The 21198-nt window shown below is 30.1% G+C and carries 17 protein-coding genes, 2 pseudogenes and 1 riboswitch; of the genes and pseudogenes, 18 read left to right on the top strand and 1 reads right to left on the bottom strand.

Translation table 11 applies throughout. The annotated features are described in order from the left end of the window. Positions 1-38 precede the first annotated feature (38 nt). The 10 genes and pseudogenes from CHL78_RS14770 to CHL78_RS14820 all read left to right on the top strand — a co-directional run bounded on the left by CHL78_RS14770 (position 39) and on the right by CHL78_RS14820 (position 12789). Complete coding sequence (locus tag CHL78_RS14770; RefSeq protein ID WP_094367297.1) at positions 39-533, top strand: AbrB family transcriptional regulator; 495 nt, start codon at positions 39-41, stop codon at positions 531-533. Positions 534-769: 236 nt separating this feature from the next. Continuing rightward, the gene (locus CHL78_RS14775) at positions 770-1456 is read left to right on the top strand and encodes an ABC transporter ATP-binding protein (RefSeq protein WP_094367296.1); all 687 of its coding nucleotides are present in this window, start codon (positions 770-772) and stop codon (positions 1454-1456) included. Further along, entirely contained in the window at positions 1449-4097 is a 2649-nt protein-coding gene (locus CHL78_RS14780; RefSeq protein ID WP_094367295.1) for an ABC transporter permease, read from the top strand. The genes CHL78_RS14775 and CHL78_RS14780 overlap by 8 nt, the downstream gene beginning before the upstream one ends. 105 nt (positions 4098-4202) lie before the next feature. Continuing rightward, positions 4203-4910 carry a response regulator transcription factor gene (locus CHL78_RS14785; protein ID WP_094367294.1) on the top strand — a complete coding sequence of 236 codons (708 nt, stop codon included), beginning with the start codon at positions 4203-4205 and terminating at the stop codon, positions 4908-4910. Between the two features lie 2 nt (positions 4911-4912). Continuing rightward, complete coding sequence (locus CHL78_RS14790) at positions 4913-6166, top strand: sensor histidine kinase (RefSeq protein ID WP_094367293.1); 1254 nt, start codon at positions 4913-4915, stop codon at positions 6164-6166. Positions 6167-6269: 103 nt separating this feature from the next. Beyond that, on the top strand, positions 6270-7013 hold the full coding sequence (gene larB / locus CHL78_RS14795) for a nickel pincer cofactor biosynthesis protein LarB (RefSeq protein ID WP_094367292.1): 744 nt from the start codon (positions 6270-6272) through the stop codon (positions 7011-7013). Between the two features lie 61 nt (positions 7014-7074). Continuing rightward, a pseudogene (gene larC / locus CHL78_RS21195) lies at positions 7075-8207 on the top strand (nickel pincer cofactor biosynthesis protein LarC). 49 nt (positions 8208-8256) lie between these two features. Next, positions 8257-8358, top strand: a riboswitch (purine riboswitch). Between the two features lie 226 nt (positions 8359-8584). Next, positions 8585-10048, top strand: a complete 1464-nt coding sequence (guaB, locus tag CHL78_RS14810; RefSeq protein ID WP_094367289.1) for an IMP dehydrogenase — start codon at positions 8585-8587, stop codon at positions 10046-10048. 4 nt (positions 10049-10052) lie between these two features. Continuing rightward, positions 10053-11585: a glutamine-hydrolyzing GMP synthase gene (gene guaA / locus CHL78_RS14815; RefSeq protein ID WP_094367288.1), complete on the top strand. Its 1533-nt coding sequence runs from the start codon at positions 10053-10055 to the stop codon at positions 11583-11585. Between the two features lie 175 nt (positions 11586-11760). Beyond that, positions 11761-12789: a BMP family lipoprotein gene (locus CHL78_RS14820; RefSeq protein ID WP_094367287.1), complete on the top strand. Its 1029-nt coding sequence runs from the start codon at positions 11761-11763 to the stop codon at positions 12787-12789. Positions 12790-12841: 52 nt separating this feature from the next. On the opposite strand, the gene CHL78_RS14825 is transcribed toward CHL78_RS14820, so the two are convergent. Next, positions 12842-13411, bottom strand: coding sequence for a hypothetical protein (locus CHL78_RS14825; RefSeq protein WP_094367286.1), 570 nt, complete (start codon positions 13409-13411; stop codon positions 12842-12844). Between the two features lie 253 nt (positions 13412-13664). Here CHL78_RS14825 and CHL78_RS14830 point away from each other — a divergent pair, with 253 nt between their 5' ends. The 8 genes and pseudogenes from CHL78_RS14830 to CHL78_RS21515 form a co-directional block, all read left to right on the top strand. Further along, the gene (locus CHL78_RS14830; protein WP_094367285.1) at positions 13665-14996 is read left to right on the top strand and encodes an NCS2 family permease; all 1332 of its coding nucleotides are present in this window, start codon (positions 13665-13667) and stop codon (positions 14994-14996) included. Between the two features lie 365 nt (positions 14997-15361). Next, complete coding sequence (purE, locus tag CHL78_RS14835) at positions 15362-15838, top strand: 5-(carboxyamino)imidazole ribonucleotide mutase (RefSeq protein WP_094367284.1); 477 nt, start codon at positions 15362-15364, stop codon at positions 15836-15838. Between the two features lie 5 nt (positions 15839-15843). Further along, on the top strand, positions 15844-16542 hold the full coding sequence (gene purC, locus CHL78_RS14840; protein ID WP_094367283.1) for a phosphoribosylaminoimidazolesuccinocarboxamide synthase: 699 nt from the start codon (positions 15844-15846) through the stop codon (positions 16540-16542). Positions 16543-16554: 12 nt separating this feature from the next. Next, a complete protein-coding gene (gene purF, locus CHL78_RS14845; protein WP_094367282.1) occupies positions 16555-17922 on the top strand; it encodes an amidophosphoribosyltransferase in 1368 nt (455 codons plus the stop codon). Continuing rightward, positions 17916-18944 carry a phosphoribosylformylglycinamidine cyclo-ligase gene (gene purM, locus CHL78_RS14850; protein WP_094367281.1) on the top strand — a complete coding sequence of 343 codons (1029 nt, stop codon included), beginning with the start codon at positions 17916-17918 and terminating at the stop codon, positions 18942-18944. Before purF ends, purM begins: the two co-directional genes overlap by 7 nt. Further along, on the top strand, positions 18938-19531 hold the full coding sequence (gene purN, locus CHL78_RS14855) for a phosphoribosylglycinamide formyltransferase (protein WP_094367280.1): 594 nt from the start codon (positions 18938-18940) through the stop codon (positions 19529-19531). The genes purM and purN overlap by 7 nt, the downstream gene beginning before the upstream one ends. Then, the gene (gene purH / locus CHL78_RS14860) at positions 19524-21056 is read left to right on the top strand and encodes a bifunctional phosphoribosylaminoimidazolecarboxamide formyltransferase/IMP cyclohydrolase (RefSeq protein WP_094367279.1); all 1533 of its coding nucleotides are present in this window, start codon (positions 19524-19526) and stop codon (positions 21054-21056) included. Before purN ends, purH begins: the two co-directional genes overlap by 8 nt. Positions 21057-21066: 10 nt before the next feature. Beyond that, a pseudogene (locus CHL78_RS21515) lies at positions 21067-21198 on the top strand (phosphoribosylamine--glycine ligase N-terminal domain-containing protein); the annotation flags it as partial.

Here is a 21198-nt window from a genome sequence, read left to right on the forward strand (position 1 = left end):
TCTTATATGTAAATAGATAAAAGAGATGAGGCAAACAGATGGATAGAATAATTTATACGTTATTAGTAGGTGCAATTGGTGGATACTTAGGAATAAAATTTAAAATACCAGCTGGAGCGATGATTGGTTCTATGGCTTTTGTAGCTATATTTAACATTTTTACAAGTTCAGGGTATGTTCCAGCTAATTTTAAAATAATAGCACAAATAGTTATAGGAGCTATGATAGGATTAAACTTTACCATGGATTCTATTTTAGGACTGAAAAAAATTATAGTCCCAGCTATTGTTTTAGTAATAGGATTAACAACTTTAAGTATAATTTTAGGTCTTATTATACATAAAGTTACAGGACTTGATTTAAAAACAGCATTATTTAGTGCAGCACCAGGTGGTTTAACTGATATGACTATAATGTCAGAGTCCTTTGGGGCACAATCTAATATAGTTGCTTTACTGCACTTAATAAGGCTTACAACAGTTTTAACAATATTACCTATAGTAATAAAGGTACTTACAGAAAAATTAGGTTAGAAAAAATCAGTTGGTTGTAGAATTAGGTAATTAAAATTATAAAATAAAGGGGAGAGAGTATCGATTTACAAAATTGGTACTTTTTTTGATATAAATAAATTATAAAATTACTAAAAAGTAATTATGAAATTTATGAAAAAGTAATGAAAAGGTTGTATTATATATATCAGAATAGTATTAGATAAGCGAAAGTAGAGAGATAATATATATATTGAATAAAAATTGGAGGAAGTCGTGTGAATGTAATTGAAGCCAAAAACATATGCAAGTCCTATGGAAAAGGTGAAAGCAGAGTAGATGTTCTTAAGAATATAGATTTAGAAATAAAAAAGGGTGAATTTGTAGTGATTTTAGGTAAATCAGGTTCGGGAAAGAGTACATTACTTCATATTGTGGGCGGAATAGATAAGGCTACTAGAGGATCTATAAGTATAAATGGAAAAGAATTAACTAAAATGAATGAAGCAGAACTTTCTATATTAAGAAGAAGAAATATTGGATTTATATTTCAATCATTTAATTTAATACCTGTTTTATCAGTAGAAGAAAATATTGAAATGCCAGTACTTCTAGATAAAGGAGTTATGGATTCTAAATATAAGGAGGAATTAATAAAGTTATTACAGTTAGAAGATAGAAAGAACCACTTACCATCGCAATTATCGGGAGGTCAACAGCAAAGAGTATCTATAGGTAGAGCTTTAGCTAATAAACCATCTATAATATTAGCTGATGAACCTACAGGTAATCTAGATTCTATAACATCTAAAGATATTATGGAACTTTTAAGATTTAGTGCGAAAAAATATAATCAGACATTGATATTGATTACTCATGATTTAAATATTGCAAGAATGGCTGACAGGATAATAACAATAAAGGACGGAGTAATCTCTAACGATGAGGTGATATCAGGTGGATAATTATACAAATATAGTGGAAAGGCAGATGCGTGTAAATAAAAAAAGGAATGCTTTTACACTTATAGGAATCATAATTGGAGTTGTTTTATTTACAGCAATAGTTGAATGCAATGTATTTGTTAATAAGTATAGGATAGAAGCTAGTATACTAATGGAAGGAGATATAGAGGGCACATTTTACAACCTACCTTCAGATAAAGTGAAAATATTAGAGAATAATGTTGAGATAAAAGACTATTCATTAGTAGCTAAAGATTCTCAAGAACAAATGCCTATGAAAAATGGTACTCAAAATGTACATGTGTACTCTGTAAATGATAATTTAATATCAACTACTTACAAAGATAGCTTAAACCTTGTGGAGGGTAAATTTCCAGCGGATTCAAATCAAATTATTTTAGAACGCAAAGCTAAGGTGCAATATGAAAAATCCTTAGGGGATGTATTTAAGGTAGGAGATAAAGAATACATAATAAGTGGTTTTTTTAAGATACCATATACAAGACAAATGGAACTTGTAGGCTTATCAGGCATGAATAATCCGAGTGATTATCAAACAGTTACTGCTTTTTTAAGATTAAAGTCAAAGACTAATAAAATAGAGATACTAGAAAAAATTGCAAAAGATTTAAATATCCAAATTGCAAATAATGAAGATATAGATGGATTTGATCAAAATAAAATAAGCTATTTAGTATCGAATATATTCTTGCTAAATAACTATGATGAATATATAGATGGAAACAGTTTTACTCAGAGAAATATAATTCAGATAATCTTAGGCTCTTTAGTATTTATATCAACGGTGATATTAATTTATAGCTCAATAAATTCATCAACTAAAGAGAAGTCAAAACAAATCGGATTACTAAGGTGTATAGGAGCTACTCCTTCTCAAATAAGAGGCATAATATTTAAAGAATCCTTGATTCTAGGTGGATTAGCTATAGTTCCAGGTATATTAATTGGTCATATTGGAATTTATATCATAGTAAATATGGTAGTTAAAAGACATATGGGATTAGATTTTATAGAAATAGACTCTAGGATTACATTATCTATTGTTGTTTGGGTAATCCTGGCTACATTTGTTACGATAATAATATCTACAATTAGGCCAGCGTTCAAAGCATCAACATCTTCACCTCTAGATAGTATAAAAGGTGTTTATGCAAGTAAAAACAATACTGCTAAATCAAGAAAAAATAAATTTATAAGAAAAATCTTAGGTGTAGAAGGTGAATTAGCTTACAAAAATTTGAGATCAAGCAACAAAGAGTTTATTTTAACAATGCTTACCTTATCTATATCGTTAGTGTTATTTATAGTACTTACTGGATATGTATATTCTTTCTTAAAAGGAACTAGCATTATAGATAATAAGAAATTTACAGATGCAAAGATTTACGCTTATTCATATTTAAACGAAGAAAATCAAGATATGGATTATAGGTTAAAAGAAAATCTTAGTAATATAGACGAAAATAGAAAGATATTAAAAGATATAAAAGCAGAGTTAAAAAACAATAAGGTTGTTAAAGATATTTATTTAGAGGATGTTTATCAGAAGGACATAATGATAGAAAATATTGGCGACTTTAATACACAATTCGAAACTACTTATATTCAACGTAACAATGAAATTGACAATACATTATTTCATAATGGTCAAATAATAGTATATGATGGGGACTCATTTAATAAAATTAAAGACTCTATACAAGGAGAAAATATAAATTTAGAAAGTTTTGATAATAACGGAGTAATATTTGTAAACCCAATGAGAATTCAACTTAATGGTAAAATAATTCAAAATAAGGCAACAAATCTTAAATCTAGTACCAATATAAAGTTATATCCTGTGGAATTAGATGATAGCTATAAAATTTTCGATAATAATTACGATGACAGTTTGTTAGATAAGATTAAAAGTAAACATATGAGTTTAAATGTTATGGGGACTATAAGTAGAAATAACATGATTTCTACAAATAGAATGATTAGCAACAATTCATTTACTATAATTATATCTGAATCAACTTATGAAGAATATAAAAATATGATTATTAATGATGGCGAAATGAGTATTCCAAGTCATACACTAGGGTTTGACTTTTATAATGAGGAGAAGAGAAAAGAATACTCTGAGAAGATTAGAGACTATGCAAATATTGATTTAGGCTATTACTATGAAGACTATGAAGAAGAAATTAATTACAATAGAAGTTTTATTATTGGGATGAGTATAATTGCTTATAGTTTTCTAGGTCTAATAATGATGATAATAGTATTAAATATAATTAATAGCAGAAGTTTTAATATACTTTCAAGGAAAAAAGAATTTGGAACATTAATAGCGATAGGTATGAATAAAAAAGATTTAATAAAAAGCATAATTTTTGAAGGTATAATAAATTGGTGTATATCATGTATGGTTGCAATTCCAATATCTTATGTTGCATTAAAATATATATTCATGTATTTAATTAATCAAGGATTAATAACTTCTCCAAAGATACCATTAGGAGTAATACTATTAGGTATGTCAGGTTTACTAATTATAAATATATTAAGTATGATAGAACCGATTAGAAAATATCAAAAATTTGATATGATAGAAATGATAAAAAATGATGAATAGGTAAAAATATAAAGGAGATTTAACATTAATTGCTAAATCTCCTTTATATTTTGTAGGAATTTAAAAATTTGATATAATAGACATAAATAAAATGGAGGGGATAAAATGGATAAAATATTATTAGTAGAAGATGATAGGCCATTGGCATTAGGGTTTATATATACATTGCAAAAAGAAGGATTTGAGGTATTACATGCAATTAATTTAGAACAAGCTAGGAATTTATTTAATAATGAAGATATAGATTTAATACTTTTAGACGTAATGCTTCCAGATGGAACAGGGTATGATTTTTGTAGAGAAGTAAGGGAGAAAAACGTAGGATTACCTATAATATTTACTACTGCATGTGATGAAGAAAGTAATATTGTTATGGGCTTAGATATAGGTGCAGATGATTATATAACTAAACCTGTAAGACTAAAAGAATTAATATCTAGAATAAATGCAAATTTGAGGAAATTAAATAGGGAAAAATCTAATGCATTGATAGGCAATAAGATAGAGAGTGAAGGGCTAATAATAGATTTGTTAAAACATTCTGTTAAAAAGGATGATGAAGAAATAATTCTAACACTTGGAGAATACAAACTATTATTAATTTTAATGGAAAATGCTCCTAATGTGATGAGCAGAAACTTATTGCTAGAGAAATTATGGGATGTAGAAGGAGATTTTGTAGAGGGAAATACTTTGAATGTGTACATTAAGAGGCTAAGAGAAAAAATAGAAGATGACTTAAAATCTCCATATTATATTCAAACAGTAAGAGGTATTGGTTATAAATTTAATCCTAAGGTAAGGAGAGTTTAGAGGTGACGGGAATTTTAGATATTCTAAAAGATAAAGAAAGAAGATGTATACTGATTTCAATATCTATAGTATTTATTATTGGATACTTTGGTATTAGCCTTGCAATTGACAATGTAGTTTCACAAATAGATAAAAATTATATAAACCAAAATATATCAATAGTTGGGAAAATTGTAGAGGATAATCCTGAACTTGAAGATAAAGTTGTATCAATAATCACTGGAAACAGTTCTGATGGATATGAAGTTGGGAAAAATATTATGGATAAGTATTCCTACAATGAAAAAATGAGCAGCGAAGTAAATCCTTTAACAAAAGATATAACATTATTGAAGGTAAAAAACATAACAATTTTTTGGGTAGTATTTTTTGTATGTGTCTTTACTTGTTTTAACTATTTTACAAGTAAAATACTTAAAAACATTAAACTATTGACAAAAAGGGCTGAGAATATTGTAGATGGAAAATTTGGTGGAGTTAGTCCAATCAAATTTAAAGAGGGTATATTTAGTAGATTTAATAGTAAATTTGACCTTATGGAAGATCGCATGAAAAATATGGTTGAGAAATTGAAAGATGAAAGAATAACTTTGAAAAATATAATAAATGATATATCTCATCAGCTAAAAACTCCTCTAGCAGCATTGATAATGTACAATGATATAATGTTAGAATATAGTAGCGGTGAAGATAATGATATGAATGAATTTACATTACTCAGTAAAGAGCAGTTAGGCAGAATGAATTGGCTCATATCAACTTTATTAAAATATGCAAGGTTGGAAAGTAACTCTATAGCCTTTGATAAAGAGTTAAGCTCATTAAATGATACTATTTATGACTCAATATCTAGTATAAGAAAGAAAGCAGAACTAAAAAGTCAAACAATAAATTTTAATCCAGAAGATGAAATAATATTAGTTCACGATAGGAACTGGATGAGTGAAGCAATAATAAATATTATAAAGAACTCAGTGGAGCATACATCTGAGGGAGGAATAATAAACATTGTATTAGAAGAAACACCTATGTCTGTTGAAATTATAATAAAAGATAATGGAAAGGGAATACCTAAAAATAAGTTAAAAAAAGTATTTGAAAGATTCTATAAAGATGAAAATAACATGAATCCTCAGAGCATAGGAATAGGACTAGCACTTACAAAGTCTATTATAGAAGCTCATGACGGCAATATATATGTAGATAGTGAACTTGGAGAATGGACAAGTTTCCATATATCATTTTTAAAGCTATAAGATGATATTGCTAAGCTGATTTTTTATTTTGATAATCATAAGGATTATAAATAATGTATAATTATAGTTATAATAAAAAATATAAAATTAATGAGGCCTGATTATGGATTTAAGAGAGTTACTTGAAGAAGTAAAAAATAACAAATTAGATATAGACTCTGCTTTAGATAAACTAAAAGATTTTCCGTCAGAAGACTTAGGATATGCCAATATAGATCATCATAGACAAATAAGAAATGGATACCCAGAAGTGATTTACTGTGAAGGAAAGAGTGATGAACATATTCTAGGAATAATAGATAAAATGAATCAAAAAAAGTCGAACATTCTAGGTACTAGATGTAGAAAAGAGACATATGATAAAATTAAAGAAATTTATCCAGATGCAGAGTATGAAGAATTATCTAAGATATTAAAAATACAAAATCAAGATATTATTAATCTGGGAAAAGGGAAAATAGTGGTTGTAACAGGAGGTACTTCGGATATACCGGTTGCAGATGAGGCTTATTACACAGCACAGTTTCTTGGTAATAAGGTTGAAAGGGTATATGATGTAGGTGTTGCAGGGATACATAGATTATTAAATAAAAGAGATATCATAAATAGTGCTAGGGTTATAATTGCAGTAGCAGGTATGGAAGGAGCGCTACCAAGTGTAGTAGGTGGCCTTGTAGATGTTCCTGTAATAGCTGTACCTACTTCAGTAGGGTATGGAGCTAACTTTGGGGGTTTATCTGCACTTTTAACCATGTTAAATAGTTGTGCATCTGGTATATCTGTTGTAAATATCGATAATGGATTTGGAGCAGGATATCTTGCCTCAATGATTAATAAGTTAGATTAGGAGAATTAGCATGGAGCAAAGAGTACTGTACTTTGATATAGTAAATGGAATTTCAGGAGATATGACATTAGCTACATTATTAAACTTAGGGGTACCTAGAGAAATATTTTTAGAAGAAATAAAGAAACTAAACTTAAATGATGAGTTTGAAATAAAAATAGAACCTAAAAATGAAAGTGGAATAGCTGGAACAACTGTTGAAGTAGTTACAAAAGAAACTCATGCACATAGACACCTTGTAGATATATTTGATATTATAGATAATTCATCTTTAAATAAAGAAGTAAAGAATATGGCTAAAAAGGTATTTATATCTACAGGAGAAGCAGAAGCAAAGGTTCATGGAACTACTATAGATAAAATTCATTTTCATGAAGTTGGCGCTATAGACTCTATAATTGATATTGTAGGTGCGTGTATATTAATAGACCTGCTTGCTGTAGATAAAATATATTCAAGTTCAGTTCCTGTTGGATCTGGATTTGTAAAATGTGATCATGGTATGATGCCAGTACCTGCACCAGCAACTATTGAGATACTTAAGGGAGTTCCAGTTAAGTTTAATACAGTAAAAGGTGAATGTACAACCCCAACTGGAGCAGCAATAATAAAATCACTATGTAATGAGTTTGTAGATATATTAGAATTTGAGCCAATTCAAATAGGTTATGGAATAGGTCACAAGAAGTTTGAATTACCAAATATGCTTAGGACGGTCTTAGGGGTAAAAAAAAACAAGAAATAATATATGAAGTAATAGCGAACATTGATGATATGTCATCGGAAGTATACTCTTACTTATTTGAAAGAGTTATAAAAGAAGGAGCTTTGGATATTTACATAGAAAATATCTATATGAAAAAGAATAGATCTGCTAGTAAGGTATGTATTTTATGTGAAGAACAAGACAAAGAAAAGTTTATTGATATACTAATTTTAGAAACAAGTACATTTGGAGTAAGGTATCAAAAATATAATAGAACAATTTTAAAACGTAAGTTTACAAAGATAGATACAAAATATGGTTCTGTTTCTATAAAATTAGGATATTATAAAGGTGAACTAATTAAAGCAACTTGCGAATATGACGAGTGTAAATTAATCGCGAATAAAGAAGGAATACCGCTAATTAAAGTATTTAATGATATAAACTGTATAATAAACCAAAAAATTGGAGTAAAGTTATTGACATAGTGAATGAATTTTGATAAATTAGTATTCACATATAAGAAATAAAATATAAAAAAGAAGATCAAATGTCACTCGTATATACTCAGAAATAAGGTCTGAGAGTCTCTACCAAGATACCGTAAATATCTTGACTATGGGTGGAATTATTATATCAGGACACTAATGAAGTAAATATATAGGCTGATGAAAAAATCCCTATATATTAGCTATAAATAGGTAGGTGTTCTGGAAGCCTGTATAGTAATTTCACTTTTATTATTAATGATGGAAGTTACTATACAGGTTTTTTATTATACTTTTTTAATACGAATGAAAACAATTCAACTATGATTTAAAATTCGCATATGTACGTAAATATAAATTATGAAGGGAGTATTACTATGGCAACTATACTAAAAGAAGGATTAACATTTGATGATGTTTTATTAGTTCCGCAAAGATCAGAGGTATTACCACATCAAGTTAAAATAGAAACACAATTAACTAAAACGATAAAGTTAAATATTCCTCTAATGAGTGCAGGGATGGACACAGTAACAGATTCAAAAATGGCTATATCTATGGCTAGACAAGGTGGTATAGGTATAATCCACAAAAATATGTCTATAGAAGAGCAAGCATTAGAAGTAGACAAAGTAAAAAGAAGTGAGAGTGGTGTTATAGTAGATCCGTTCTATTTATCTAAAAATCACAACATTCAAGATGCGGATGATATAATGGGAAGATATAAAATATCTGGTGTACCAATAGTTGATGAAGATAATAAATTAATCGGAATAATAACTAATAGAGATATAAAATTTGAAGATGATATGAGCAAAAGCATAGAAGATGCAATGACTAAAGACAACTTAGTTACTGCTAAAGAAGGTGTAGATTTAGCTGAAGCTCAACAAATACTTAAAAAGCATAAGATAGAAAAATTACCTATAGTAGATGAACAAGGTCATTTAAAAGGTTTAATAACTATAAAAGATATAGAAAAGAAAATACAATATCCACACTCAGCTAAAGACGCTCGCGGAAGACTTCTATGTGGAGCAGCTGTAGGAATAAGTGGAGATATTATGAATAGAGTCGATGCATTAGTTAAGTCTAATGTAGACGTAATAGTTTTAGATAGTGCGCATGGTCACTCTAAAGGTGTTATGGATGCAGTTAAAAAAGTAAAAACTGCTTATCCTCAATTACAAGTTATAGCAGGAAACGTAGCAACAGCTGCAGCTACAGAAGATTTAATAAAGGCTGGAGCAGACTGTGTTAAGGTTGGTATAGGTCCAGGATCTATATGTACAACAAGAGTAGTTGCAGGTATAGGTGTTCCACAAGTAACTGCAGTTATGGATTGTGCTGAAGTTGGTCACAAATATGGTGTACCAGTAATAGCAGATGGAGGAATAAAGTACTCAGGAGATATAGTAAAGGCATTAGCAGCTGGAGCATCAGTATGTATGATGGGATCAATGTTTGCTGGAACAGAAGAAAGTCCTGGTGAAACAGTTCTTTACAGAGGTAGATCTTACAAAACTTATAGAGGTATGGGTTCTATCGCAGCTATGGAAAAAGGATCTAAAGATAGATATTTCCAAAATGATGCAAAGAAATTAGTTCCTGAAGGTGTAGAAGGAATGGTTGCATACAAAGGTAAGGCAGAAGATATAGTATTCCAAATGATTGGTGGATTAAGAGCTGGTATGGGTTACTGCGGAGCATCGAGTATACCAGAATTAATGGATACAGCGCAATTTATAAAAATAACAGCAGCTTCTTTAAAAGAAAGTCACCCACACGACATTACAATAACAAAAGAAGCACCTAATTACAGCACACAAGGGGAGATATAATATTATGAAGCATGAATTAGTACTTGTAGTAGACTTTGGTGGACAATACAACCAACTAATAGCAAGAAGAGTAAGAGAAAATAATGTATATTGTGAAATAATTCCTTATACTACAGATATAGATAAAATAAAAGCTATGAACCCAAAAGGTATAATATTCACAGGTGGTCCAAATAGTGCATACTTAGAAAACTCGCCTAAAATAGCTAAAGAAATATTCGAAATAGGGGTTCCTATATTAGGAATATGTTACGGAATACAAGTAATGTCTCATATACTTGGTGGAAATGTAAGAAAAGGAACGAATGCAGAAAAAGAATACGGAAAAACAGAAATAGCATATAATGAATCTGCAATATTTGAAGGGATATCTACAAATATAGTATGGATGAGTCATACTGATCTAATAGATAAACTTCCAGAAGGATTTAAGTCAATAGCTCAAACTAAAGACTGTCCAGTAGCAGCTATGGAAAATGCTGAAAAGAAACTATACGGAGTTCAATTCCATCCAGAAGTTGAACATTGCCAAGAAGGAGATAAAGTACTTAAAAACTTCTTATACAATGTTTGTGGAGTAAGTGGAGATTGGACTACGGATTCATTTATAGCAGATAAAATAAAAGAATTAAAAGAGACAATTGGAGATAAAAAAGTACTATGTGCTTTAAGTGGTGGAGTGGATTCATCAGTAGCAGCAGTACTTGTTCACAGAGCTATAGGAGATAACTTAACTTGTGTATTCGTTGACCATGGATTACTAAGAAAAAATGAAGGTGACGATGTAGAAAGAATATTCAGAGATAAGTTTGATATGAACTTAATAAGAGTTAATTGTGAAGATAGATTCTTAGGTAAATTAAAAGGTATAACAGAACCTGAAGCTAAGAGAAAAATAATAGGAGAAGAGTTCATAAGAGTATTTGAAGAAGAATCAAATAAACTTGGTAAGATGGACTTCTTAGTTCAAGGAACTATATATCCAGACGTAGTTGAAAGTGGACATGGAGAAGCTGCAACTATAAAATCTCACCATAACGTAGGTGGAATACCTGAAGATATAGAATTCCAAATAGTTGAACCTTTAAGAGAATTATTCAAAGATGAAGTTAGAAAAATAGGTTTAGAATTAGGAATTGAAGAAGGATTAATATTCAGACATCCATTCCCAGGACCAGGACTTGGAATAAGAGTTATAGGCGAAGTAACAAAAGAAAAATGTGATATCTTAAGAGAAGCTGACGCAATATACATGGATATATTAAAAGAACATGGATTATATAGAGAAATATGGCAGGCATTTGCTACATTACCAGATGTAAAAACTGTTGGAGTTATGGGAGATGAAAGAACTTATGCTTACTTGGTAGGTATAAGAGCTGTTACATCTTCTGACGGAATGACTTCTGACTGGTACAAAATGCCATACGATGTATTAGAAAAAATATCTAATAGAATAGTAAATGAAGTTGATGGAGCAAATAGAGTAGTTTACGATATAACTTCTAAACCACCAGGAACAATAGAGTGGGAATAATAAATAACTAATAAAATAATTTTAATTTATATAAAAAATAAAAGGTTTAAAGCCTTTTATTTTTTGCTCTTTGGTTAAAATTAAATATAAAATATAATTTTAAAAATAAATAAAGCAACAATATCATAGAATATATAGACATAAAGAAAATATTTTAAGACATCAGGAGGAAAATATGATATTTAAGAAAGTAACAGCTTTAAGCACAGCAATAATAATCGCATCATTAAGTTTAGTAGGATGTAACTCAAAATCATCTTCGACAAATGGAGAGTCTAAAGAACAATTCAAGGTAGGAATGGTTGCCGATGTTGGTGGAATAAATGATGAATCATTTAATCAATCTGCTTGGGAAGGATTACAACAAGCTGAAAAAGAACTTGGCATAGAAATAAAGGTAGTTGAGTCTAAGCAACAATCTGAGTATATGTCTAATTTAGAAAGCCTTGTTGATCAAGATCTAGATTTAATTATAGGTGTTGGATACACTATGGCTGAGGATATAAAAACAGAAGCTAATAATTATCCAGATCAACAATTTGCTATAATTGATGAAACATATGAAGAAATACCTGAAAATGTAACACCAATACTATTTAAAGAAAATGAAGCGGCATATTTAACTGGTCTTATAGCTGGTAAAATGACAGATACTAATCAATTAGGTTTCTTAGGCGGTATGAAATCTCCAGTTGTATCTAGATTTGAATATGGATTTAAGGCAGGGGTAAAAGCAGGCAATGAATCTGCAGAAGTAAAAACTCAATATGCAGGAACATTTGGTGATGCGGCTAAGGGTAAATCTATAGCTAACCAACTTTACTCTGGAGGTGCTGACATAATGCTTGCAGCAGCTGGCGGAACAGGTATGGGAGCAATAGAATCAGCTAAAGAACAAGGGAAATTTATAATTGGTGTTGATAGAGATCAAAGTGATTTAGCACCTCAAAACGTATTAACATCTGCTTTAAAGAAGGTTAATGTAGGTGTATTTGAAACAGTTAAAGAACTTGTAGAAGGTAACTTAACAGGCGGACAAGCTAAAATATATGGATTAGAGCAAGATGGTGTAGGTATAGCTCCAAATACTCAAAATATTATACCACAAGAAGTATTAGACTTTGTAAATAGCCAGATAGAACAAATAAAAAGTGGAAAAATAACAGTTCCAGCAACTGAAGAAGAATATAATAATCAAAAATAATATACTTATAAATATAAAACGACCTTAACAAAGGTCGTTTTATATTTATAATCTATTTTTTAATAGATGCTTCTCCTAATAGAAATCCTATAGAGCTACACAGTAAATCCCTTAATTGACCAACACCATTTATCTTATCAAGTGGAACTACTGCATCATTCATGTGAATCATGTACAAATATATAAGAGCAAGTAGAGAGATTATAGATATAGCTAAAGCAATTAGAATTTGAGCTACATTTCCTTCTCTATAGTTGTAATTATTTATTTCTGATTCACACTTTGTATCATAGCTATTTATGTTTAATTTTGTATTATGTGTTTTATCTGTATTTTCAATTGTTACTACTGAAGAAGAATCTATATTATTCGATAATGAATTACTTTTCTCGCATTTAAGATTTGAACTTAATATGAAACCAAAAATAGAAGATAAACCAGCTCTTAAAGTTACCTCTATAGATTTTGTATACTCGTTTACTATACTAGCTGTAAAAATGACATAGAGGCAACTTATTAGTAGTAAAAATCCTATATATAATAATGCTTTAGCTGATAAGTTGATTTTATTCCAATCATTAATGAGTTCTATAAAGAGAGATTTTATCCTGCTACATTTCATATAACCACATCCTTATAAAAGTAGGGGTTATATATAGTATTAAGAATAACGACAAAATGTGACAAAGTATATAATAAGTAAGTAAAAAATATTATTAATAAAATGATGGATAAATACGAACTTTATAATTGAGTAAATAAAGAAATGTTATAAAATAGTTGAAAAAAAGTAAGGTTTAATATATAATTAGTTTGTAAAGTTAATTAAAACACGAACGATTATATTGATGTATAATAAAAATAGGAGGATTTATATGCAAATAGCACAAAACAGCAATAATAACTTTTTAGATAAAATATTTAAACTATCTGCTCATAACACAAATGTAAAAACGGAGATATTAGCAGGAGTAACTACATTTATGACGATGGCATACATACTAGTAGTTAATGCAGATATATTAGGTGCAGCAGGTATGGATAAAAGTGCAGTATTCGCGGCAACTGCAATAGCTGCGTTTGTAGGATGTATAGCTATGGGATTATTAGCAAACTATCCAATAGCATTAGCTCCAGGTATGGGATTAAATGCATTCTTTGCTTATACTGTAGTACTAGGTATGGGATATGATTGGCAATTTGCACTATGTGCGGTATTAATAGAAGGAATAATATTTATAATACTTACAGCAACAAATGTTAGAGAAAAAATAATAGACTGCATACCAGCAGTTTTAAAACATGCAGTTACAGCAGGAATAGGACTTTTTATAGCTCTAGTAGGATTATCAAATGCAGGTATAGTTGTTAACGGAGCAACTATAGTACAGTTAGGTAATATGCATGATCCATTAGTTCTATTATCAATATTAGGCTTAATAATAGCAGCGATACTTATAGTTAAAAATGTAAAAGGGGCATTCCTTTTAGGTATGATAATAATATCAGTTATAGGTATGGTAGCAGGAATCGTAGAAGCTCCAAAGGCAATAATATCAGCTGTACCATCTATAAAACCTGTATTTTTACAAGCATTAACAGTTCCAGCGAGTGAAATATTCAGTCTTAATATGGTAGTAATCGTATTTACATTCTTATTTGTAGATTTATTCGATACAGTAGGATGTTTAGTAGGTGTAGCATCTAAAGGCGATATGCTAGATGAAGATGGTAAATTGCCAAAGGCTAAGCAAGCTTTATTTGCAGATGCAATAGGTACTACAGCAGGAGCTCTTTTAGGAACATCTACAGTTACAGCATTTATTGAAAGTGCATCAGGAATAGGTGAAGGTGGTAAGACAGGATTAACAGCAGTTACTACTGGAATATTATTCTTATTATCATTATTCTTTGCACCAATATTTACATCAATACCTACTCAAGCAACTGCACCAGTACTTATTATAGTTGGTGTTATGATGGCAGGTTCACTTACTAAAATAGATTTCAATGATTTTACTAATGCAATACCGGCATTCTTAACATTTGCTATGATGCCACTTGCATATAGTATAGCTGATGGGATAATATTTGGGATAATATCATTTACAATATTAAAATTAGTTACTAAAAAATACAAAGAAGTTAATTTATCTTTAATAATACTTTCTATATTATTTATATGTAAGTTTATATTCTTAGGATAAATAAAAAAGAGGTTGTCTAACGACAACCTCTTTTTTATTTTTAAGAATTAATTAAAAATAAAATGCGAACGTTTAAAGTGATTGTATTTGGCGAGATTTGTAGAAAGAAATATAAAATGAAATACTTTAAAAAATAAAAAATTAGTGAATTATACTTAAAAAACGAAAGTAATGCAGTGATAAAGTACAAAATAACATAATAAAACGAACTTTAGTATAAAAAATAAAATAATGTTCGGAAAAGTAATTAAAAATGTATTGCTAAAATATGTATATTATTATAAAATTTAAATATATAATTCGTGATATTGGACGAATATTTGATCTTTAAAAATATCTTTTTATACAAGGAAGGGGAAAGTCTAATGAAGGTAGCAGTAGTTATGGGTTCTAAATCCGATTATCCAAAGTTAGAAGAAGGAATAAACTTATTAGAAAGATTCGGCGTAGAGGTTGTAGTTAGAGCGTTATCTGCTCATAGAACGCCAAAGCAGCTTACGCAGTTTTTAGAGGAAATAGAAAATGATACAGACGTAATAATTGGAGCAGCGGGAAAAGCAGCACATCTTCCTGGTGTAATAGCATCTCATACATTGATTCCAGTAATAGGTTTACCTATAAAATCATCGACAATGGATGGATTAGATTCACTTTTATCAATAGTTCAAATGCCAAAAGGAATACCAGTAGCAACTGTAACAATAGATTTAGGTTTAAATGCAGCATTACTAGCTCTTCAAATGATGAGTTTAAAATATCCGAAAATAAAAGAAGATTTAACTTTATATAGAGAAGAAATGGCACAAAAAGTTTTAGAAGAAGATAAAAATTTAAGGGGGTAATAATTATGTTATTATACGAGGGAAAAGCAAAGCAAATATATTCTACAGATAGTGAAAATGAATTCGTTGTTTATTATAAGGATGATGCAACAGCATTTAATGGGGAGAAGAAAGCAGAAATATCTTCAAAAGGTATATTAAATAACAAAATTTCAACTATAATGTTTGAAATGTTACATGAAAATCAAATCGAAACACACTTCATAAAAAGTTTATCAGAGAGAGAAATGTTAGTCAAAAAAGTAGAAATACTTCCATTAGAAGTAATAATAAGAAATATTACAGCAGGATCATTTTGTAAGAGATTTGGAATAGAAGAAGGAATAGTTCTAGACGAGCCTATTTTTGAAATATGCTACAAGAATGATGACTACGGTGATCCAATGTTAAATAGTGATCAAGCTGTAGCAATGAAATTAGCGACAAGAGATGAATTAGCCTTCCTAAGAGAGCAAACATTAAAAATAAATGAATTAATGAAAGCATTCTTCTTAAAAATGAATTTAAAATTGGTAGACTTTAAACTAGAATTCGGTAAGGATGTTAATGGAAATATAATATTAGCAGATGAGATATCACCTGATACTTGCAGACTTTGGGATGTAGATACAAATGAGAAACTAGATAAAGACAGATTTAGAAGAGACTTAGGAGATCTTGTTCAAGGTTATGAAGAAGTTCTTGCAAGAATGAATTGTAAATAGGGGGATATTCTTATGTGCGGAGTTGTAGGTATTTATTCAAATAAAGATATATCTAAAGAGTTATATTACTCTTTATACTCTATTCAACACAGAGGTCAAGAGAGCTGTGGTATTGCAGTAGTAGATGGAGACAACATCAAATATAAAAAAGACATGGGATTAGTTGGTGATGTCTTTAAAGAAGATGAATTATCTAATCTTAGCGGAACTATGGGGATTGGCCATGTTAGATATTCTACAGCGGGTGGTAGCCATATGGCAAATTGTCAGCCTTTAGTTGGAAGTTGTAGAAAAAGAAAATTAGCTTTAGCCCATAATGGAAATTTAGTAAATGCAAATTACTTAAGGGATATGTTAGAAGAAGATGGATATATGTTCCAAGCTAATTCAGATACAGAAGTTATTTTATATATACTGGCTAGATATTATAAGGGCGATATAGTTGAAAGTTTAAAATTAACTATGGACTATATTAAAGGAGCATATTCCCTTGTGATAATGGGAGAAGATTCATTAGTAGGAGTTAGAGACCCTCATGGATTTAGACCTCTTATGTTAGGTAAAAAGGGTGATGAATATATATTCGCATCAGAAAGTTGTGCAATAGATATACTTGGTGGAGAAGTAATAAGAGACGTAGAACCTGGTGAAATAATAGTAATCAAAGATGGAAATATGAAGTCTTATCATTATGCTGAGAACTATAAGCCTCTAAAGAAAAGTTGTATATTCGAACATATTTATTTTGCGAGAAATGATGCAACAATAGACAATGTAAATGTATATGACTTTAGAGTTAAATGTGGAGAAATATTAGCTAAAGACGAAAACATCAAGGCTGATATAGTAGTTCCTGTACCAGACTCTGGGTGGGCAGGAGCGATAGGATATTCAAATGCCAGTGGACTAAAAGTAAGTGAAGGACTTGTTAAAAATAGATATGTAGGTAGAACTTTCATAAAACCTACTCAAGAAGAGAGAGAGATAGCTGTAAAAATTAAACTAAATCCATTAGCTAGCGTGGTAAAAGGGAAATCCGTAGTCTTAGTAGATGACTCAGTGGTTAGAGGGACTACATCTAAGCAGATAGTCCAGTCGCTAAGAGAAGCTGGTGCAACTGAGATTCACCTTAGAATAACATCTCCACCAGTAGCATATTCTTGCTACTATGGGATAGATACACCTAATAGATCCAAATTAATAGCATCAAGTAATAATTTAGAAGAAATGAATAAATATATAGGATGCGATAGTATAAAATTCTTAGATATAGATGGAATGATAGATGCAACAGAAAATAAAGCAACTTTTTGCAAAGCTTGCTTTGATGGAGATTATCCAGTAAAGAAAATCGACAAGGAGGAACTTTTATCATGTTAACTTACAAACAATCAGGTGTTGATATAGATGAAGGAAATAGAGCTGTAGATCTTATAAAGGGGAAAATAAAGTCTACATACGACAATAACGTAATAGGTGACTTAGGAAACTTCAGTGGGTTATATAGCCTAAAGGATTTCACAAATATGGAAGAGCCAGTATTACTTTCATCTACTGATGGAGTTGGGACTAAATTGAAATTAGCTCAAATGATGGATAAACATGACACTGTTGGTATAGATTTAGTAGCTATGTGTGTTAATGATTTAATATGCCAAGGTGCTAAACCGTTATTCTTCTTAGATTATATAGCTACTGGTAAATTAGTTGCGGAACAAGTGGAACAAATAGTTGGTGGTATAGCAGAGGGATGTAAAATGTCTGGATGTGCACTAATAGGTGGAGAGACTGCTGAGATGCCAGGTATGTATAGTGAAGATGAGTATGACTTAGCTGGATTCTCTGTTGGTATAGCAGATAGAGAAAAAATAGTATCAGGAAAAAGTGTTAAATCAGGAGATACCTTAATAGGAATATCATCAAGCGGAGTACACAGTAATGGATTCTCATTTGTAAGAAAAATATTCTTAGATAAGTATGGATATACATTAGATCAACATATAGAAGAATTAGGAATGACTTTAGGAGAAGCTCTTTTAACTCCAACAAAAATATATGTTAAGTTAGTATTAGATTTAATAGCAAAGCATGAATTAAAAGCTATAGCTCATATAACTGGTGGAGGAGTAATAGAAAATATAACTCGAGTTATACCAAAAGGTTTAGGAATAAATATAGAAAAAGACTCTTGGGAAAAACCAGCTATATTTAAGATGATAGAAAGCTTCAATGCAGTAGATGAAAGAGAACTTCATAAGAGCTTTAATATGGGTGTTGGATTAGTTTTAATAATAGATAAAGAAAATGCTCAAGAAATAGCTGATTATATAAACACTACAGACGAAAGTGCTTACATAATAGGTGAAGTAGTAGATACTCATGAAGGTGTAGAATTATGCTAAATATAGGAGTATTAGTTTCTGGTGGAGGAACTAATTTACAGGCTATAATAGATGAAACTTTAGCAGAAAAAATAAATGGTCAAGTAAAGGTAGTTATTTCAAATAAGAAAAATGCATTTGGACTAGAAAGAGCAAAAACAAATAATATAGATGCGATATATGAGACTGATGAAAATAAAATAATAGAAATTTTAAAAGAAAAAAATATAGATTTAGTAGTTTTGGCTGGTTATCTGAAGATAATCAGTCCAAAGTTTGTAAGTGAATTTGAAAATAAAATGATAAATATACATCCATCTTTGATTCCTGCATTTTGCGGTGAAGGATACTATGGTCAAAGAGTTCATCAAGCAGTACTTGATAGGGGAGTAAAAGTAACTGGAGCAACAGTTCACTTCGTAGATGAAGGAGCTGACACTGGTCCAATAATAATACAAGGAACAGTAGAAGTAAGAAATGATGATGATGCACCGACTTTAGCAAAAAGAGTGCTAGAAGTTGAGCACAAAATATTAAAAGAGAGCATACGTCTTTTCTGTGAAAATAAACTAAATATTCAAGGTAGGAGAGTGTTTATAAATGAGTAAAAGAGCATTGATAAGTGTGACAGATAAAACAGGGGTAGTTGATTTTGCAAGAGAGTTAAACAATCTAGGATATGAAGTTATATCAACAGGTAATACATTTAAAATATTACAAGAAAATGGCGTAGATGCAATTCAAATAGATGATGTTACAAGATTCCCAGAGATGTTAGATGGAAGAGTTAAGACTTTAAATCCATATATACACGGTGGTATTTTATATAAAAGAGATGACGCAAACCATGTTAAAACAGTAAACGAATACAAGATAAGATCAATAGATTTAGTGGCTGTAAACTTATATGATTTTGAAGGGACTTTAAAGGCCGGAAAAAGTCATGAAGAAATGATAGAAAACATAGATATCGGTGGACCATCTATGATACGTTCAGCAGCAAAAAATTATAAAGATGTAACAATTGTAGTAGATACAAATGACTACGACATGATAATAGAAAAATTAAAAAATAATGATTTGACTTTAGAAGATAGAAAAAGATTATCTTACAAGGCGTTTTCAACGACTGGTAGATATGATGCACTTATATCAAGTTATTTTGCAGGAGAAGTTGGGGATGAATATCCAGAAATATTAAACCTAACATTCCAAAAAGAAGAAACATTAAGATACGGCGAAAATCCACACCAAAAAGGTGTTTTATATAATCAATCAAATGCAAAAAATCCAATATTAAATTATGAACAATTAAATGGAAAAGAACTTTCTTTCAATAATATAAATGACTTACACGGATGCTTAGAAGTAATGAGAGAATTTAAAGATAGTGAAGAAGTTGTTTCAGTAGCTATAAAGCATACTAACCCATGTGGTGTAGGCTTAGGCAAAGATGCCTTTGAAGCTTATACAAAATGTTATGAAGCAGATACAGTATCAATATTTGGTGGTATAGTTGGTATAACTTCAACAATAGATAAAGAAACTGCAGAAAAATTATCTCAGATATTCTTAGAAATAGTTGTAGCATATGACTTTACAGAAGAAGCGCTAGAAATACTTAAAGGAAAGAAAAATCTAAGAGTATTAAAGCTTGCTAAGATAGAATCTAGCTTACAGCCATATGATATGAAATATCTAGATGGAAAATTATTAATTCAAGATAAAAATAACTCATTAGCAGATAAATACGAAACAGTTACAAAAATAGCTCCAACTGAAGTACAGCTTAAAGATATGGAATTTGGTATGAAGGTAGTTAAAAACATGAAATCAAATGCTATAGCAATAGTAAAAGATGGAGTAACTTTAGCTCTTGGATGTGGTCAAACATCAAGAATATGGGCATTAAAAAATGCATTAGAAAATAATAGCGATAAAGATTTCAATGGATCAGTGCTTGCATCAGATGCGTTCTTCCCATTTGATGACTGTGTAACTTTAGCTAAAGAATATGGAATAACATCAATAGTTCAACCAGGTGGATCTATGAGAGATCAAGATTCAGTAGATGCTTGTGACAAATATGAAATGACTATGGTGTTTACAGGAGTAAGACACTTCAAACACTAGGGGGTAGAGTATGAAAATATTAGTTGTAGGTGGTGGCGGTAGAGAACACGCTATCTGTTGGAAATTAAATAATGAAAAAAATGTAGAGAAAATATACTGTGCGCCAGGTAACCCAGGTATTGCTAAGGTTGCAGAGTGTGTA

Origin of the sequence: Romboutsia weinsteinii, from assembly GCF_002250835.2 — a bacterium.
Taxonomy (GTDB): Bacteria; Bacillota; Clostridia; order Peptostreptococcales; family Peptostreptococcaceae; genus Romboutsia_A; species Romboutsia_A weinsteinii.

Coding starts and splice junctions, on each gene's coding strand:
- CHL78_RS14825 (WP_094367286.1), bottom strand. CDS start 13,411: ATGAAATGTAGCAGGATAAAATCTCTCTTTATAGAACTCATTAATGAT.
- purN (WP_094367280.1), top strand. CDS start 18,938: ATGCTAAATATAGGAGTATTAGTTTCTGGTGGAGGAACTAATTTACAG.
- purF (WP_094367282.1), top strand. CDS start 16,555: ATGTGCGGAGTTGTAGGTATTTATTCAAATAAAGATATATCTAAAGAG.
- CHL78_RS14820 (WP_094367287.1), top strand. CDS start 11,761: ATGATATTTAAGAAAGTAACAGCTTTAAGCACAGCAATAATAATCGCA.
- CHL78_RS14830 (WP_094367285.1), top strand. CDS start 13,665: ATGCAAATAGCACAAAACAGCAATAATAACTTTTTAGATAAAATATTT.
- CHL78_RS14785 (WP_094367294.1), top strand. CDS start 4,203: ATGGATAAAATATTATTAGTAGAAGATGATAGGCCATTGGCATTAGGG.
- guaB (WP_094367289.1), top strand. CDS start 8,585: ATGGCAACTATACTAAAAGAAGGATTAACATTTGATGATGTTTTATTA.
- CHL78_RS14770 (WP_094367297.1), top strand. CDS start 39: ATGGATAGAATAATTTATACGTTATTAGTAGGTGCAATTGGTGGATAC.
- purE (WP_094367284.1), top strand. CDS start 15,362: ATGAAGGTAGCAGTAGTTATGGGTTCTAAATCCGATTATCCAAAGTTA.
- purH (WP_094367279.1), top strand. CDS start 19,524: ATGAGTAAAAGAGCATTGATAAGTGTGACAGATAAAACAGGGGTAGTT.
- guaA (WP_094367288.1), top strand. CDS start 10,053: ATGAAGCATGAATTAGTACTTGTAGTAGACTTTGGTGGACAATACAAC.
- larB (WP_094367292.1), top strand. CDS start 6,270: ATGGATTTAAGAGAGTTACTTGAAGAAGTAAAAAATAACAAATTAGAT.
- purM (WP_094367281.1), top strand. CDS start 17,916: ATGTTAACTTACAAACAATCAGGTGTTGATATAGATGAAGGAAATAGA.
- purC (WP_094367283.1), top strand. CDS start 15,844: ATGTTATTATACGAGGGAAAAGCAAAGCAAATATATTCTACAGATAGT.